Genomic DNA, 15,187 nt, shown 5'->3' on the forward strand with positions numbered 1-15,187 from the left:
TTGAAGAGGACTAATAAAGTGACAAGCCCCACCAGCATTGTTGATTTGGTTTTATTAAATAGTCTTTTCATGCGGATAGCTCCTTTAAAATCTAAGCAAAGTTTTGCTATTTATCAGAAGCTTGCCACAGCAGATGTGAAATAAACGTGAAGGCTTAGTTTAATTTTCCGTATTCAGCTGCAACTGCCAATACCCAACATCAATCCACCGATCAAACTTTTTACCCACTTCAGTAAAGTGTGCGACTTTCTTCATGCCAAACTTTTCATGCAAGGCAATACTAGCCGGATTAGGCAATGCAATAACCGCCATCACGACGTGCACCGATGACTGTTCAAAGCTGGCAAACAAAGCCTCATAAAGCTGCCGACCAATACCTCGTGAACTACTGCCATTCGCCAAATACACGGAAACTTCTATGGTATGTTTATAGGCCGCGCGCTCTTTCCAGCTGGAGGTATACGCGTAGCCAACAAGCTCGCCCTCCTCTTCTGCAACCAGCCAAGTGAAACCAGCATCTTGTGTTTTTTGAATACGCTTTGATATATCCGCAGCAGTCACCAGCTGCTCTTCAAAGCTAATAGTCGTCTGCTCAATATAATAGTTATAGGTATCCGCGATAGCCTGAGCATCTGCAGCGGTTACTTGTCGAATCAATACCATAAAATACTCCTTGAAAAACTATTAACTATATTTACGATAACCTGTGTCAACTTCCAACTTTCAAATCATCTACTACAAAAGCAACATGTCCGCTTCAGTCCCAAACTAGTCCCCTACCGTCATACCCGTAACAATGACTGGCAAGTCGTCTATGTGTTTTGCAATTGGCTAAATTAGAATTGGCGCAGCGCCAATTGGAACAAACCTCATTGCCGCTTGATGAGATTGCAGAGCGTTGTGGTTTTGCAGCAGAGCGCAGCCTGCGGCGGACATGGAACCGCTGGAAACCTCACACACCCGGCGAATATCGTCGAACTACTCATACCAATACGCAGCCGATACCGTTAAACTCCTGCTCTAACGTTATACACGAGCAAAAACATGAGCAGAAAGATTGAATTATTAGCACCGGGTGGTGATGTTGAAGCCATAAAAGCAGCGGTCATCGCTGGTGCCAATGCAGTTTATTGCGGCCTTGATAAGTTCAATGCCCGTAACCGTGCCGCTAATCTTACTTATGATGATCTTGTGGGCGTCATACGTTTAGCACATAGATACGACTGCGAAGTGTTTTTAACCATCAATGTGGTGATTCTGGAGCAAGAAATTCCCGCCTTGATCAAGCTGCTCAATAAGATCGTAAACTCCGGTATTGACGGAATCATCGTGCAAGATCTGGGCATTTTTCACCTGGTGAAAAAGTACTTTCCGACACTGGATATACATGCGTCAACCCAACTGACCACCCATAATGAAGGCCAGATTAAGTTCTTAGCCAAAGCTGGTGCCTCTCGCGTCAATCTGTCACGCGAACTCAATATCGATGAGATCAAATCATTAACGGCATTGGCACATGAGCATGATGTACTGACGGAAGTATTTGTACACGGCGCGTTGTGTATTGCCTTCTCTGGGCAATGTTACTCCAGTTCTGTCAGTGTGGGTAACTCAGGGAATCGCGGCAGCTGCAGCCAAGCCTGTCGTGACGAGTATGAAATCACCGAAGCGGGGAATCGTTTCCCGCTAAATTTAAAAGATAATTCGGCGTATTTTGACCTGCCACAGTTGGTCGATGCACAGGTGGATTCACTAAAGATCGAGGGTCGCATCAAGAATGCACATTATGTTTATACCGTGACAGATACCTGGCGAAAATCGATGGACAGCTTTATTAGAGAAGGCAAATTAGCACCCGACGATTCGAATCTGCACCGTGTGTTTAACCGTAATTTCACCAACTCTTTTTTACAGGGAAATCTCACCAAGGATATGTTTATCGACAATCCTCGTGACCACAGTCTGGAACATGCCGTCAAAGCAAGTGGTGCTAAAACGGTGATACATATTCAGAAAGCCAAGGCTGATTTATATGCCAAAAAGGATGAACTGAGTGATGAACTTCAAAGCAAAATCAAATACCTCAGCATTGCCAAACAAAGCTTACATCTCACATTCTCTGGCCAACTAGGTGAGCCATTATGCCTGACAATAACGGTTGGTGAGTCTGTCGCTGACAACAATACAGCGCATGCAAAAGTTCATCAGCTATTCAGTGATTCGTCATTCCGGGAAGCGCAAGACTTAGCACTCAGCCAGGCAGTCATTGATAAAAGCTTTAAGAACTTCAATCCTGACGGCTACACACTTCAGACAATAGACTATAGCGAACTCGGTAACGACTTGAGCATTCCGTTTAAAGAGCTCAACACGCTGAAAAAACAGGCGTTATTTTTATTGAATAATGATGTAGAAGTCAAACCTCCGGTTGAGGTTCCGGCTCTAATAAAGCACCCGAAACTCCCTTTAAGCGGTAAGTTGAAAAACAGCTTGTCGATACTGATTGCTGATGAAAAAGATGTCCATCTCTGTGAACTTAGTGATGCGGATGTCTATTTCAAACTGCCTGAGAGCTGGAAGAAAGATTGTGACAAACACATCGCCATTTTCCAGCGGAACCCTCAACTGATTCCATGGTTCCCTGCCGTGTTAATTGGTAAGGATTATGATGAATCCGTGCGTTTGCTGAAGGCCATACGCCCGGAACGTATCGTAAGTAATAATACCGGTATCGCCTATGTCGCCAATGAAATGGGAATTGAGTGGATTGCCGGGCCATTCCTGAATACCACGAACTCTTACGCATTGCTGACGCTTCAGGAAGAACTCAATTGTGCCGGTGCGTTTATTTCTAATGAAATTAACCGTGTGCAAATCAGAAACATCGTGCGTCCAAGTGAAGGCTTTAAACTACTTTACAGCATTTACCATCCCATACTGATGATGACGAGTCGTCAGTGTTTCTTCCAGCAAACGGTCGGCTGCAAAAAGCCAAGCATCGAAGATGGTTGCATGTTGAAGTGCAGCAAAGCCACCACCATTACCAATGTCAAAGGTGTTTCTTTTGCCGTCGATAAGCAACGTGGCGGCTACCCAAGTATTTATAACCACGAGCAATTCCTGAATGCTGAAATTGTTGAGGATTTGGGGCATTTGTTTGATGAATTCTTTATCGACCTCACCAATATCGGAGCAGGCTCCAAGCAACCGCATGACAAAGCTCAATTGATTAGCTATTTTGAGAATCTGCTGAGCAGCAGAAGTGATGATGAACATTTCCATGCGGCAAAACAGCTTAGTGAGCTGGTGACGCTATCGACTAATGCTCAGTATCGTCAGGGTCTGTAAATCAGAATCATCAGGAGTCTTGTATGTCAACGAAATCGACTGGGACAACAACGGCACAATCAACCTTGCCAATACTCTATTCTCTGCAAAACTGCCCCTATGCGATCCGCGCGAGGTTGGCGATTTTACTGGCACAGCAGACGGTCCGGATCCGCGCCATCACGATGAAAAACAAACCGGATGAGATGATACAGGCATCACCAAAAGCAACGGTCCCTGTATTGATTTTGGGAAATGAGGCATCAGCAGATAGTGAGCCACAGTATACTGTCATGGACGAAAGTTTGGATATCATGTTGTGGGCATTGAATCTAAACGACCCTGAGAATGTCCTCTACTCCCACGATCCAACAGCACTGACCGAAATGCTACGAATCATTCAGTGCAACGATGATGAATTCAAACCAAATTTAGAACGCTATAAACGAGCAAAACGCTTTCATGGTGATAATCTGGAAGATTGTCGGTTGGCATGCGAGCCTTTCGTGCAGGACTTGGAGCAGCGTTTGTCAAAGCACGACTTCTTTATGGGAGACACGCCTAGCCTGCTGGACTATGCCCTACTACCCTTTATCCGGCAGTTTTCACGCGTGAATAAGCCCGTGTTTAATCAGCCGGAGTATGCGAGTCTGCACCGTTGGTTGAGTCATCAACTACAGAGTCGCTTATTTCAACGTTCGATGGTGCTCTATCCTCTGTGGCTGGATGAGCGCGAAGTGTGTTTATTTGGTTAAGGCAGCATTATTTTAATTATATAGCTACCGAGACACACCTCACCTCAAACCACTTGAAGTCGCTAAAGACGTCATTAGCCCTTACTCACTTTCGGCACCAAAGACAGAAAATCAAACTGGTATTTCTTCACTGAAGCAATTAATCGAGTCTTTTGTGTCGGCGTCAAAGCATTAAATAAATCTGACATCAGCTGTAAGGTCATCTGTTTGCGCTTCTTATACGACTGCTGATAAGCCGGGCTGGAAAATCGCTCCGGCGTCTTAAACTGTGCCATCACATTCTGCCTGAACCTTGCCGGATCAGAACGCTCGTTTAAGTATTTCGATAACACCTCAACAAAACGATCTTGCCGCTCTACCCTTATCGTTTTATCAACCGGTAACTTGTTTGCCCATGCGGCGATCATGTCACGCTGTGTCTGATTCAAACCGCCGGTTAACTTACTGATACGCTTGATCATTTTATTCTGACGTTTAACGATCCGACGACTCTGCGATATAGCGAAATCTTTGCGGAGGTCTTTGGCAGATTCCTTTTTGAGGTTACTGATCACCACAGGAATTTGTTCATCATCCAGTGAGAGCAGCATGTTAGTAATGACAGGGCCAAGTTGATCCAGACTCAGCATGGCAAGAGAAAACGCCTCATCATATATTTTACTGACATCTGCCGGACTTAATGTTGCTTGCTCAAATTGAATGGCTTTTCTCCCCAAAAAACTGGCATATAAAGGCAACTGTGTTTTTTGGTGCCAGCGATGAAAGTTATTAATACCACGCGTTAGCTCAGCGCTCTGAACATTGTTCAAACTGACATAATCATTCACCTTCCAGCGAATCGCGTTGTCCATCAAACGATAGCCAAGTTTAATACTGCTACAGCCTGCCAAAAATACTATCAGTAAACTGACTATGAATATTTTAGGTGCAACTTTCCTTTGCATATTCCTGTCCTTATTAGTCTGGTCGGATGATCAATCAGTCACTCTGCCATCAAGCTACTTCGTGACATCTAGTCTATGACTACAGTGACGAGGCATCGTTTCAATGTTTACGGCGATGATTCGAGTCCTGAGCGCGGTGTCGTGCGCTTATAAAGCGACGATCTGATAGGCATGTAAATACCACCTGCTGCCACAGATTCTGCAGTGTATCTAGCGTATATTACAACGATTACTGGAATTCGAGCCAAGGATGCGCCCGGATTGGCTGATAAACTTAGTGGAGGAACGCAAAAAAACCGCCCGTGCGTAACGCCACGATAAAAAAGGAGCCCTAATGAAACAGCTTAAACTACTCGTATTGCTTGGAGCATTGTCACTGAGTAACCCGATACTCGCGGAGTGCAGAAACAGTGGTAGCTTCCAGCAATGGATGAATGGCTTTAAACAACAAGCGATTAAATCCGGCATTCCTGCCAATATCGTCAATGGCGCGCTCAATAATGTGCGGTTTGATCCGGGCATTATTCAGCTGGATCGTTCACAAAATACCGTTGCTCAAACCTTCCTTCAGTACTCTGCGACCAAAGCGAATCCATACCGGTTAAGTAATGGTAAGCGAAAAATGCAGGAAGACTACCCCTTGTTTCAACGCATCGAGAAACAGTTTGGTGTACCAGCGCCAGTACTGACTGCCTACTGGGCGCTTGAGTCGGATTTTGGAAATGTCACCGGCAATGTTCACACATTGCAAGCCTTAGCCACCCTCGCCTATGATTGCCGTCGTGGAAGTTTTTTCAGAAACGAGTTAATCCACGCGCTACGGTTAATCCAACGCGGTGATATCACACCTGTACAAATGCGTGGTGCCTGGGCCGGTGAATTGGGGCAGTTGCAATTTATACCATCCAGCTATAACAAGCATGCGGTGGATTACGACGGTGACGGCCGTCGTGACCTGATTAATTCCAAAGCTGATGCATTGGCCTCTGCCGCAAGCTTGCTGAGGCAATACGGTTGGCAAGCCAAACAGCCATGGCTCATTGAAGTGCGCGTGCCTCCACAAATGAGCTGGTCATTAGCACGATTGGATAAGAAGCTACCTGTCTCGCAATGGGCTAAACAAGGTGTTACACATATCAACGGTCAGGCGCTTCATGGCAACACCAACACTGCGTTGTTATTACCGATGGGCAGAAATGGCCCAGCTTTTTTAGCATTTCCAAACTTTGATGTGATGTTACGCTGGAATGAGTCAACCGTTTACACAACGTCAGCCGCATACCTTGCATCGCGCTATGCTGGCGCAGGACAAGTTCGTTATGGGAACGCACCAATACAGGTATTGAATGTTGGGCAAGTGAAAACATTACAATCGAAATTACGCGCACGTGGACTACGGATCACGAAAATTGACGGGATTATTGGTGAGGAAACGCGGGCCGCGGTTCGTCAAGTTCAGTTGCAGATGAAACTGCCCGCTGATGGTTATCCTGATTTGCCCTTCTTTCAAAGGTTATAAGCTGTATCTACCACAGGGTTCATTGATCTAATTAACGAACCCGACAGTCACAAAACTAACAAGCAGACTACGGTTTAAACACCAGAGTCTGCTTTTTTATCGGCAATGAAGCGCGTTATTTAATGGTAGAACGCAGCAACACCAAATTATCTAATACCAGATTCGACGACCAGATAAATTGCGCATCGGCGTCCTTAGCATCGAACAAATCGACAAAGTTTGTGTAGGATTTTTTATTATCAACACCAACCGTATCATTGCTGAAGGTTGCACATTTGCACCTCAAAATCTCGGCAAATCAGACGTACCAAGTAAGTTTGGTGTGATGACAAACAGCAATCACTCAAATGATGTAGATAGCGTATAGCTTGCCAACATATCTGGCACATCGGATGCGGTATTAAATGGAGCTTTACCATCAATACTGATCCTACCGACTTAGTCTGGGGGGCTGAGCAAGGGTGCTTTTTAGGAAGCGCCCTTTTTTATTCCGGTGATTTTATTATTTCTAGTAAGGGTTGGTCTTTTGCTTTTAGGCACATCTAATTTTGATTACCAAATCGTGCCAGATAATGCCAGACGCGTTTGATAGCATCTGCCGGATATTGTCCCGACAATTCAGCTTGAGCCAGTTTCAGGCAATCCAGACAACCATCATCTGAGGTGTGAGTCGGAGCACTTTTCATTCCTATATCAGTCTCACACTCCCAACCACTGATAGACTCTACAGCGTTATCAGCAGATGCAATGGCTTTTGCTAAAGCAACATATTCTTCACCCCGATAATCCAAATGTTGATCCAGTATGGCAACATTCAGGAGAAAACCTTTATGCCATTCAATATCAACGGCTAATCGCTGCGCCTCAGCTTCAATGACTGTCCCCTTAAATACAGGGTCTAACACTAAACAATCCACATCATCTTGCAGACTGATTTGCCCATGAATATGCGCTTCGATGTATTGATCCAGTAGATCACCATCATGCTGATCTGCCAGCCGAATTAGCCTGTCTATGCCTTTATAATCAGCAAAATCTTCAGGATTAAAACAGCTGTCAGGATAACAAAATGTCGTACGCTCAAGCACTTCAGGCCTCAAACAAAAATACGCAGAGCCGAAGCGTGGCGAAGCACCAGCCCTATGATTCAGATAGTTTAAGGCACCGTATTTAGGACGCTCCTCAGGTCTCACAGCATCATATTTCTGATTAAAGATGCGGCTCTCCCATTGCCACCTCGCACCACCTTGATAAGCGGTCAACCCTCCATTACTGGTCCGCGTCTCATACTGAGATCGTAAATAGGGGTCTTGGCGAAATGCCTGTAAAATCGAGTTTCCATTTTTCGTTCGTTTATAAGGATGGAAATTAACCGTGACAGCTACCATATAAGGCCTATCCTAGGCACCCAGCAATGGCAGGTGTTTGATTTTCTTATAATTCAACGCCATTTCAATGCATTGTCGAATGGCCTCTTCGGGTAGAGCCTCATTTAGATTCAGCACAATCGCCCTATTTCCCTGAAACGTCAACGTCTCCGCATATAACTCACGAAAGGTATCTACCAGCTTGGTCTGACAATTAAAAAACAGATAATACTGCTGTGGTGTTTTAAGCTTCCAGTCACAACGAATTGGACTGCCCGTTTTACAGCTATAACAAGGTTCGCCCCATTTTATACTTTCAGTAATATCGGCGATTTCGAGATCGTTAGCGACGGAATAAATCAACACATCCAGTTGTGATAATGCGGATTGCGCATCTTTAGGGTAGTCCTGAAGTCTGTTTTTTATCTCCTGCTGCATCACATACTCCTCCCACCCTATCGATTGCTCAGCCTCAATATATCATTTTTCAAAGTGAATTTGAGACTGCCTGCGATGTAGCGCGTTGACTCGGAACAATTTTCAACCAGATAAATAATCCCACAGCCAGCAAACAGCCATAAATCATTGAAGTACCAAGACAGTAAACAAACACGGCACAGGTTGCTAAACCCAATACAATAATTGGACGATGCCGTTGACTTAATAATCGCCACGCAGCCAGCATGGAGGCGGCGTATATAAATACAAATACCCCATTCACCCAGCGCACAATCTGCTCATAAGGTTCTGACATCACGTACGTGCCGATAATAATCAGAATGGCAATCGCCTGCACAATTAACAGGGCGTTGCGTGGTGTACCGTGCTGGTTTAAGCCGCGTAATTGCTTCGGCAACACACCATCATTACTCAGCACCCACACCAATCGCGCAACACTGGCAAAATATACATTCACAGTCGCAAAACCACTAACCAACCCCAGAATACCAATCACCCATGGCCCACTGTCTCCCAGTAGCATTTGATAAGCAGCCACCATGGCCAAGTCAGCTGTCGGATCAAACATCGACAGATAGGTGCAGAACATAAACACCACCCCCACCAGAGCAGTGCCCATCATTACGGCAGGGACGAAGTCTTTCTTAACATCCTTAAACTCTGCCGATAAGTGCGTCACGGCCTCAATACCTAAAAAGCCCCAGATCGCCAATGCGACAGCAGCCATCACGCCACCTGATGTCCCTTGTGCCACCTCTTTTGAAACCGCTATGTCACTTGAGCTAAATAAAAACGCTGCGATCATGGTAAATACAACACCCGCAATGGCAAGTGTGAGAACCAGTTGCGCCTTGCCTGACAGTTGCATGCCTTTTAGATTTAATAAAAACATGCCACCAATCACAGTGATTTGTCCGAGCATGGCCTGCAGTGGTGTGAGCGTTATCAACGGCTTTAAAAACTCAAAAGTCATCATCAATGCAGCCGGTGCACCCAATGGCACCGCACAGGCGAACATCATGCCAACCATGTGACCATAACGAATGCCAAAGGCTTCTTGCACAAAAAAGGCAGGACCACCGGCATGAGAATAATGTTTACTCAACGCAGCAAACACCCACGTTAGTGGCAATATCGCAGCAACCAGTAAGGCCCAGGTCCATACAGCCCAGTCCCCTGCCTCGTTAATAGTCAGTTGCGGCAAGATAAACACGCCGGTGCCCAGCAGGGTGCTGGCCATTAAGCCAACGCCTTGCCATCGCGTAATTGTTGGATTTAGTGATGTCATTTTCATTTCCCCGATCAAAGCAATAGTTTACTGTATGCCCCCTTAGCACTGTGTCGTTTGCACCGCCATATCGCCGTCATTGTGCTGCCAACGGATTCATATCGTCGCCAGGTCGTTACAGATGGATATATTTGATAAAAAAATTCTCAATGAACTAAAACTCAATGCTCGCCAAAGCGTGTCAGCAATTGCTGAAAGGGTGAACCTGTCACGCTCCGCTGTGTCTGAGCGCATCAAACGTATGGAAGACAGTGGTGAAATTCTGGGTTATCAGGTGATTTGTAAAACGCCTGAAAACAGACAGCTCAAGGCCTATTTTGAAATTCGTCATGGCGGCTATCATTGTGAATCCATCGCTAAAAATGCCCTATTGGTAGAGGGTATTAAGCTATGCCATGGCATCAGTGGTGATTTGGACTTATTGTTATATGCCGAAGCCGAATCCATGGCAGCACTGCATGTGATTCGTAGCGAGCTGGATAAAATACCCAATGTCAGCAAGGTGACCACTCACATTGTCATGGGTGAATGGGAATCATAAACAGCCATGACTGAATTTGCAGATTTAATCCTCCGTTCCGGGCGCTCCGGGGTTGAGCTGGCGCTGTTTGTCTTGCTGCCCATCATGATCGTGATGCTCACCTTTATGCGCATTTTAGAAGCCCGTGGTATTCTGGGTTGGATTGTGAAGCGTGCAACGCCTTTAGTGCGTTGGTTCGGCATTCCGGGACTGGGTTTATTCGCCTTAATTCAGGTGGTTTTTGTCGGGGTTGCCGCGCCAATGGCTACGCTGGCGATGATGGATAAAAGTGCGATCCCGCGTCGTCAAATCGCGGCCACTCTGGCCATGGTGTTTGGTGCTGCGCAAGCGAATGTCACCTTTCCAATGGCCGCATTTGGTGTCAACACACCACTCATTATCTGTATATCGATGATTGGCGCACTGGCAGGTGCTGCTTCTACCTATTATGTGTTTGGCCGAGCCTTAAATGATCATGATGCACCTGCCATTGAGTTACCTACACACCCCACCGCAAATGACACCCGCGGTATATTAGCACTCATCAATAGTGCGGGACGAGAGGCCTGGAATATTGCGATCTCTGCGATTCCAATGTTGGTTCTGGCCTTATTATTGGTGAATATTCTGCGCTCTTCGGGTCTGATTGCTGGCTTAGAAAGTTTGCTAATGCCGCTATTTAACAGCTTTGATTTATCCTCTGCAATGCTACTCCCGCTGGTGACCAAAGCCATCGCAGGGGGAACCGCGATGATGGGCGTTATGACCGAATATTTACAGCAGGATGTGATTAGCCTGAGAGAATTTCACATCAGCGCAGCCTTATTGATTACACCGTTTGATGTTGCGGGTGTGGCCATTTTAATTAGCGCGGGGCCACGTGTTGCCTCTGTACTGAAACCCGCGGCTTACGGCGCACTCGTTGCCATTACCCTACGCACCATCATGCACTATATCGCTGCCATGTAAAATCGCCTATTCTTCAACCCAACTCCCTAAATTGAACAACTCAACCCCAAGGAAACATCGTAATGAATGCCAACGAAACACCCCTGCTACAACAGACCGCTGCTTTGTTAACAGAGTATTTGGACGAATGTCAGCAGACTGATCGTAGCATTAGTGAGTACCACAGTGCGGCTGAGTTGAGTGAAATACTGGCGCTAAACTTACCTGAAGACGCCTGTGATGAAGCGCAGATTTTGGATGATATCCGACAGTTCTTACAGTATAGCGTGCGTACCTCCCACCCCCACTTTATGAAACAGCTATACGCCGGCAGTACAGCAGCAGCGATTGCCGGTGATTGGGTAAGCAGTGTTACAAACACCGCCGCTCACACATTTCAGGTTGCGCCGGTAGCGACCCTGATGGAACAACAATTGATTGATGGATTGAATCAATTACTTGGCTTTGATGATGGTGACGGCATCATGGCCAGTGGCGGTAGCAATGCCAATTTACTCGGCCTGTTATGCGGCTTGCATAGGCGCTGGCCTGAGATAAAAACTCAGGGATATCGGGGACAACAGCCGATCCTATATGTGTCTGACCAGTGTCATTACTCCTATGAAAAAGCCGTGTTTACACTAGGCATCGGCACAGACAATATGCGCCGGGTTCCCAGTGATGAAAGCTTTCGCATGTGTCCGGTTGCCCTGAAACAACTGATAGCAGCGGATATTGCTGACGGTAAACAACCATTCCTGATAGGCGCTACCGCTGGGACAACCGTTGCTGGTGCATTTGATCCGATTGATCAACTCGCTGATATCGCGCAGGAATTCGGGCTCTGGCTACACGTGGATGCCGCCTGGGGTGGCCCAGCTGCATTTAGTCATGAACACAAAGCTCTCATGCAAGGGGTGGAGCGTGCAGATTCGGTGACTTGGGATGCGCATAAGTTTATGTCCATTCCACTGATATGCTCAGCCGTATTACTGCGCGAAAAAGGTATTTTAGAATCTGCCTGTAGCGGTGGTGGCGCTTCGTACCTCTTCCATGCCGATGAAAATGCGGATTACAACTTCGGCCAGAAGTCGTTGCAATGTGGTCGTCGGGTCGACTCCCTGAAGTTCTGGTTAGATTGGCGCAGTAAAGGCACAGCGGGCTATCGCGATCAGATTAACCATTCCATGCAACTAGCGCAGTACTGTTGTGAATTCATCAAGCAACACCCACAGATGGAATTATTGGTGGAGCCGGACTACCTGAATTTATTCTTCCGCTACACTCCCTCTACCGGTTACAGCGAAGGGCAACTTGCTGAATTAAATCTCGCGATTCTCGATGAGATGAAAAAAGCCGGATCATTCTATGTGGACTATTCAACCTTGCGTGAGCAGTTCGGCATTCGCCTGGTAATATCCAATAATAAGCTGGAGCAGCGCCACCTGGATGACTTATTGGCAGAGATCATCAGGATCGGTGAACAATTATCGCGCTAGTTTGTATCTGAGATCCATCAGCCGACGTATAATACAACAAATCATTTAACCATAAGGTGCAGTCAGCAATGCCGCGTAAAAAAGTCACATTTAACAATCGGGATGGAATCGAGTTAGCCGGCTTACTGGAAAAGCCACCAGCGGGCACGGCCATACGCAGTTATGCATTATTCGCACACTGTTTCACCTGCGGTAAGGATATTGCTGCAGCATCCCGTATCTCACGCGCACTCACCAAACACGGCATCGCGGTATTTCGCTTTGACTTTACCGGACTGGGCAATAGCGACGGTGACTTTGCGAATACCAACTTTTCATCCAACATTGATGACTTAATCGATGCTGCAGAAATGCTAGGGCGTGACTTTAAAGCCCCGCAACTGATGATTGGCCACAGTCTGGGTGGTGCCGCCGTTTTAAGTGCCGCGGATCGAATGCCTTGTGTCAAAGCATTGGTGACTATCGGCTCGCCAGCGACCGCAGATCACGTAGAGCATCTCTTCCACTGCTCAATCGACACTTTGGAAAACAAGGGTGAAGCCGATGTTCAGATTGGAATGCGCCAGTTTAAAATTCGCAAACAGCTTGTTGATGACCTTCGCAAGCATGCTGATGTTGAGCACATCGGTGATTTACGTCGTCCACTAATGATCTTCCATTCACCGATTGATAATGTGGTGCCGGTTGATGAAGCAGCGAAGATCTTTCTTGCTGCCAAACATCCGAAAAGCTATGTCTCGCTGGATCACGCGGATCATTTACTAAGCCGTGCTGAAGATGCTGAATTTGTCGCACAAACACTGGCAAGCTGGGCGGATCGTTATTTAGATGACGCACCAATCGATTCCGATGCTGAGGTTGAAAAAAGCGTTTCTGAAGATGTACCTGCGCTGGTCAAATCACTTAAACATGGCGAAGTGCTGGTGACTGAAAAAGACCTCAAATTCCTACGCGGTTTGTATACTGAGGATCATCAGGTTTTGTCAGATGAACCTCTAAGCTATGGCGGCCGCAATCTTGGCCCAAGCCCTTATGACTTACTGTTGATGTCGCTGGGGTCTTGCACGTCGATGACCATTCGCATGTACGCCAACCACAAAAAGTTACCGCTGGAAGATATTAATGTACGTCTGAAGCACGAGCGTATTCACTCCGATGACTGCCCGGATTGCGACGGTAAAACCGGTAAAATCGAGCGCATTACCCGTGATATCGAACTAAAAGGTGATTTGACTGAAGCACAACGCCAGCGCTTGATTGAAATCGCGGACCGTTGTCCGGTGCATCGCACTCTGGAGAATGATTTAGTCGTCAGAACGCGTGAGCAGCCTTGGAATTAAAAGTGCTCATGCCAATTCTTCCTGAAGTTCGCCGTTTATCACGATGGGTGTATCGTCGAGAGAAATATTGCAGTCACGCATCGGCAAATCAAAATGCCCTAAGGTGAAACGATCTGCAAATTGATTAGAGCCTGTGGACCAGAGGAAATTTCCTGCCCATGCGCGAAACTCAGTGGCTTGGATGTCACCTTTGTCGTAGAGCGCCAAACTTTCCCAACGCGCTTTTGGATTCATGCCCCAACCGATATGGCTAATGCCGTAAGCTTTTGGGTCATCCCACGCAGCAAGATACTCGCGAAATAATTTTGCATCTAAACCTTCGCCTTGGATGTCGGTGATGTAATCGTTTTCGAGCGTGATGGTGATGGGATCACGAATATACTCTTTAAAGGTCAGATTCATATCTCCAGTGTTCATAACAATCTTGCCACTCACCGTATTTGCCAGCGGGAAGCAAAGGCAAAGCCCACCCGGCCAATGACTGACTCCGCGGGGATGCGTTGAAAACCCGGGCGTTCCACCACACGGTGCATCTTTGATATTGATGGTAAGGTCAGTGCCAGCAGCAGACGTCACTCGCATTTCAGAGGCTGCATTTAACATCTTAATGCCCAGAGCCACTTTAGGCCCGAGCTCGGCACTCGGCTCAGTGCGTTCAAGAATTTCAGGGTGCTCGTTACAGATCACTAATAAGCGTGTATTAGCTTTCTCAACCTCTGCCATTTCTTCTGCATGAAGCAAGCCTTCCACAGTCACATCAACAATGACCTCTACCGCTTTTAACGCCTCGATAACATGGCGCTTGCCTTGAATAGCATCGCAGGCACCGGTTGATTTGACCGGTACAGGGGCGGTTTGAGGTGGTGTTGGCAAGACAATGGTTGAGTAAACTGCGCCAAGATCATACAACGCTAAGGCCGCAAGTTGACGCAATACCGGGCGTGATTGCGACTCACTGATAATGACGACTTCAGTCCCTTCGCCAATTCCGTTTAGCGCGAATACACGTTTGAAAGAGGCGACCCATTTGCCTTCCGGGATTTCTTGCATCATCTGCTGGTTTTCCTATTCTTACAGTGAAAGTCTGCGAGTTTCATCGCTTAGGGAAAGTTTCATTATCACCCAGCGGGAAAGGAACGGCAAAGCTAACTGGTTTTCCCAGGGTAAACTGAACGCAGTAGACCATGTCAGGTGCAGGATTGTCAATTTCAACTCAAATGC

General features: G+C 46.6%; 14 protein-coding genes. 8 read left to right on the forward strand and 6 right to left on the reverse strand.

Annotated features, from left to right (window positions below; translation table 11 throughout):
* Positions 1–159: 159 nt before the first annotated feature.
* Positions 160–663 (reverse strand): GNAT family N-acetyltransferase, encoded by a 504-nt coding sequence (locus DKW60_RS01615; RefSeq protein ID WP_109835922.1) that lies wholly within the window; start codon positions 661–663, stop codon positions 160–162.
* Positions 664–827: 164 nt separating this feature from the next.
* Here DKW60_RS01615 and DKW60_RS01620 point away from each other — a divergent pair, with 164 nt between their 5' ends.
* From DKW60_RS01620 to DKW60_RS01630, 3 genes are read left to right on the forward strand one after another with little or no spacing between them, the layout of a single operon-like run.
* The gene (locus DKW60_RS01620; protein ID WP_219988605.1) at positions 828–1,061 is read left to right on the forward strand and encodes a helix-turn-helix domain-containing protein; all 234 of its coding nucleotides are present in this window, start codon (positions 828–830) and stop codon (positions 1,059–1,061) included.
* Positions 1,045–3,348: a peptidase U32 family protein gene (locus DKW60_RS01625; RefSeq protein WP_109835924.1), complete on the forward strand. Its 2,304-nt coding sequence runs from the start codon at positions 1,045–1,047 to the stop codon at positions 3,346–3,348. Before DKW60_RS01620 ends, DKW60_RS01625 begins: the two co-directional genes overlap by 17 nt.
* A gap of 23 nt (positions 3,349–3,371) precedes the next feature.
* The gene (locus DKW60_RS01630) at positions 3,372–4,082 is read left to right on the forward strand and encodes a glutathione S-transferase (protein ID WP_109835925.1); all 711 of its coding nucleotides are present in this window, start codon (positions 3,372–3,374) and stop codon (positions 4,080–4,082) included.
* Positions 4,083–4,156: 74 nt separating this feature from the next.
* Here the strand turns inward: DKW60_RS01630 and DKW60_RS01635 are convergent, their stop codons facing one another.
* A complete protein-coding gene (locus DKW60_RS01635) occupies positions 4,157–5,026 on the reverse strand; it encodes a DUF6279 family lipoprotein (RefSeq protein ID WP_109835926.1) in 870 nt (289 codons plus the stop codon).
* Between the two features lie 334 nt (positions 5,027–5,360).
* On the opposite strand from DKW60_RS01635, the gene DKW60_RS01640 reads away from it, so the two are divergent.
* Positions 5,361–6,545, forward strand: a complete 1,185-nt coding sequence (locus DKW60_RS01640) for a lytic murein transglycosylase (protein ID WP_109835927.1) — start codon at positions 5,361–5,363, stop codon at positions 6,543–6,545.
* A 542-nt stretch (positions 6,546–7,087) separates the two neighbouring features.
* On the opposite strand, the gene DKW60_RS01645 is transcribed toward DKW60_RS01640, so the two are convergent.
* Genes DKW60_RS01645 through yjeH form a run of 3 tightly spaced genes read right to left on the reverse strand, consistent with a single transcriptional unit; the run spans position 7,088 to position 9,659 of the window.
* Positions 7,088–7,933: a DUF3626 domain-containing protein gene (locus tag DKW60_RS01645; RefSeq protein ID WP_109835928.1), complete on the reverse strand. Its 846-nt coding sequence runs from the start codon at positions 7,931–7,933 to the stop codon at positions 7,088–7,090.
* Between the two features lie 12 nt (positions 7,934–7,945).
* Positions 7,946–8,350, reverse strand: a complete 405-nt coding sequence (locus DKW60_RS01650; protein ID WP_109835929.1) for a DUF1801 domain-containing protein — start codon at positions 8,348–8,350, stop codon at positions 7,946–7,948.
* A 49-nt stretch (positions 8,351–8,399) separates the two neighbouring features.
* Complete coding sequence (gene yjeH, locus DKW60_RS01655) at positions 8,400–9,659, reverse strand: L-methionine/branched-chain amino acid transporter (protein ID WP_109835930.1); 1,260 nt, start codon at positions 9,657–9,659, stop codon at positions 8,400–8,402.
* A 121-nt stretch (positions 9,660–9,780) separates the two neighbouring features.
* Between yjeH and DKW60_RS01660 the strand changes: the two genes are divergently transcribed.
* The 4 genes from DKW60_RS01660 to DKW60_RS01675 all read left to right on the forward strand — a co-directional run bounded on the left by DKW60_RS01660 (position 9,781) and on the right by DKW60_RS01675 (position 13,966).
* Complete coding sequence (locus DKW60_RS01660) at positions 9,781–10,200, forward strand: Lrp/AsnC family transcriptional regulator (RefSeq protein ID WP_109835931.1); 420 nt, start codon at positions 9,781–9,783, stop codon at positions 10,198–10,200.
* Positions 10,201–10,206: 6 nt separating this feature from the next.
* A complete protein-coding gene (locus tag DKW60_RS01665; RefSeq protein ID WP_109835932.1) occupies positions 10,207–11,148 on the forward strand; it encodes a nucleoside recognition domain-containing protein in 942 nt (313 codons plus the stop codon).
* Positions 11,149–11,210: 62 nt separating this feature from the next.
* On the forward strand, positions 11,211–12,626 hold the full coding sequence (locus tag DKW60_RS01670; RefSeq protein ID WP_109835933.1) for a pyridoxal phosphate-dependent decarboxylase family protein: 1,416 nt from the start codon (positions 11,211–11,213) through the stop codon (positions 12,624–12,626).
* 68 nt (positions 12,627–12,694) lie between these two features.
* Positions 12,695–13,966 carry a bifunctional alpha/beta hydrolase/OsmC family protein gene (locus tag DKW60_RS01675; RefSeq protein WP_109835934.1) on the forward strand — a complete coding sequence of 424 codons (1,272 nt, stop codon included), beginning with the start codon at positions 12,695–12,697 and terminating at the stop codon, positions 13,964–13,966.
* Positions 13,967–13,972: 6 nt separating this feature from the next.
* Here the strand turns inward: DKW60_RS01675 and DKW60_RS01680 are convergent, their stop codons facing one another.
* Entirely contained in the window at positions 13,973–15,019 is a 1,047-nt protein-coding gene (locus DKW60_RS01680) for a 2,5-dihydroxypyridine 5,6-dioxygenase NicX family protein (protein WP_109835935.1), read from the reverse strand.
* Positions 15,020–15,187: the final 168 nt, after the last annotated feature.

It is taken from the genome of Leucothrix pacifica (assembly GCF_003172875.1).
GTDB lineage: Bacteria > Pseudomonadota > Gammaproteobacteria > Thiotrichales > Thiotrichaceae > Leucothrix > Leucothrix pacifica.

Bases quoted from the DNA above. Each gene is read 5' to 3' on its own strand.
- DKW60_RS01615 (WP_109835922.1), bottom strand. From the start codon at position 663: ATGGTATTGATTCGACAAGTAACCGCTGCAGATGCTCAGGCTATCGCG.
- DKW60_RS01625 (WP_109835924.1), top strand. From the start codon at position 1,045: ATGAGCAGAAAGATTGAATTATTAGCACCGGGTGGTGATGTTGAAGCC.
- DKW60_RS01630 (WP_109835925.1), top strand. From the start codon at position 3,372: ATGTCAACGAAATCGACTGGGACAACAACGGCACAATCAACCTTGCCA.
- DKW60_RS01635 (WP_109835926.1), bottom strand. From the start codon at position 5,026: ATGCAAAGGAAAGTTGCACCTAAAATATTCATAGTCAGTTTACTGATA.
- DKW60_RS01640 (WP_109835927.1), top strand. From the start codon at position 5,361: ATGAAACAGCTTAAACTACTCGTATTGCTTGGAGCATTGTCACTGAGT.
- DKW60_RS01645 (WP_109835928.1), bottom strand. From the start codon at position 7,933: ATGGTAGCTGTCACGGTTAATTTCCATCCTTATAAACGAACGAAAAAT.
- DKW60_RS01650 (WP_109835929.1), bottom strand. From the start codon at position 8,350: ATGCAGCAGGAGATAAAAAACAGACTTCAGGACTACCCTAAAGATGCG.
- yjeH (WP_109835930.1), bottom strand. From the start codon at position 9,659: ATGACATCACTAAATCCAACAATTACGCGATGGCAAGGCGTTGGCTTA.
- DKW60_RS01660 (WP_109835931.1), top strand. From the start codon at position 9,781: ATGGATATATTTGATAAAAAAATTCTCAATGAACTAAAACTCAATGCT.
- DKW60_RS01665 (WP_109835932.1), top strand. From the start codon at position 10,207: ATGACTGAATTTGCAGATTTAATCCTCCGTTCCGGGCGCTCCGGGGTT.
- DKW60_RS01670 (WP_109835933.1), top strand. From the start codon at position 11,211: ATGAATGCCAACGAAACACCCCTGCTACAACAGACCGCTGCTTTGTTA.
- DKW60_RS01675 (WP_109835934.1), top strand. From the start codon at position 12,695: ATGCCGCGTAAAAAAGTCACATTTAACAATCGGGATGGAATCGAGTTA.
- DKW60_RS01680 (WP_109835935.1), bottom strand. From the start codon at position 15,019: ATGATGCAAGAAATCCCGGAAGGCAAATGGGTCGCCTCTTTCAAACGT.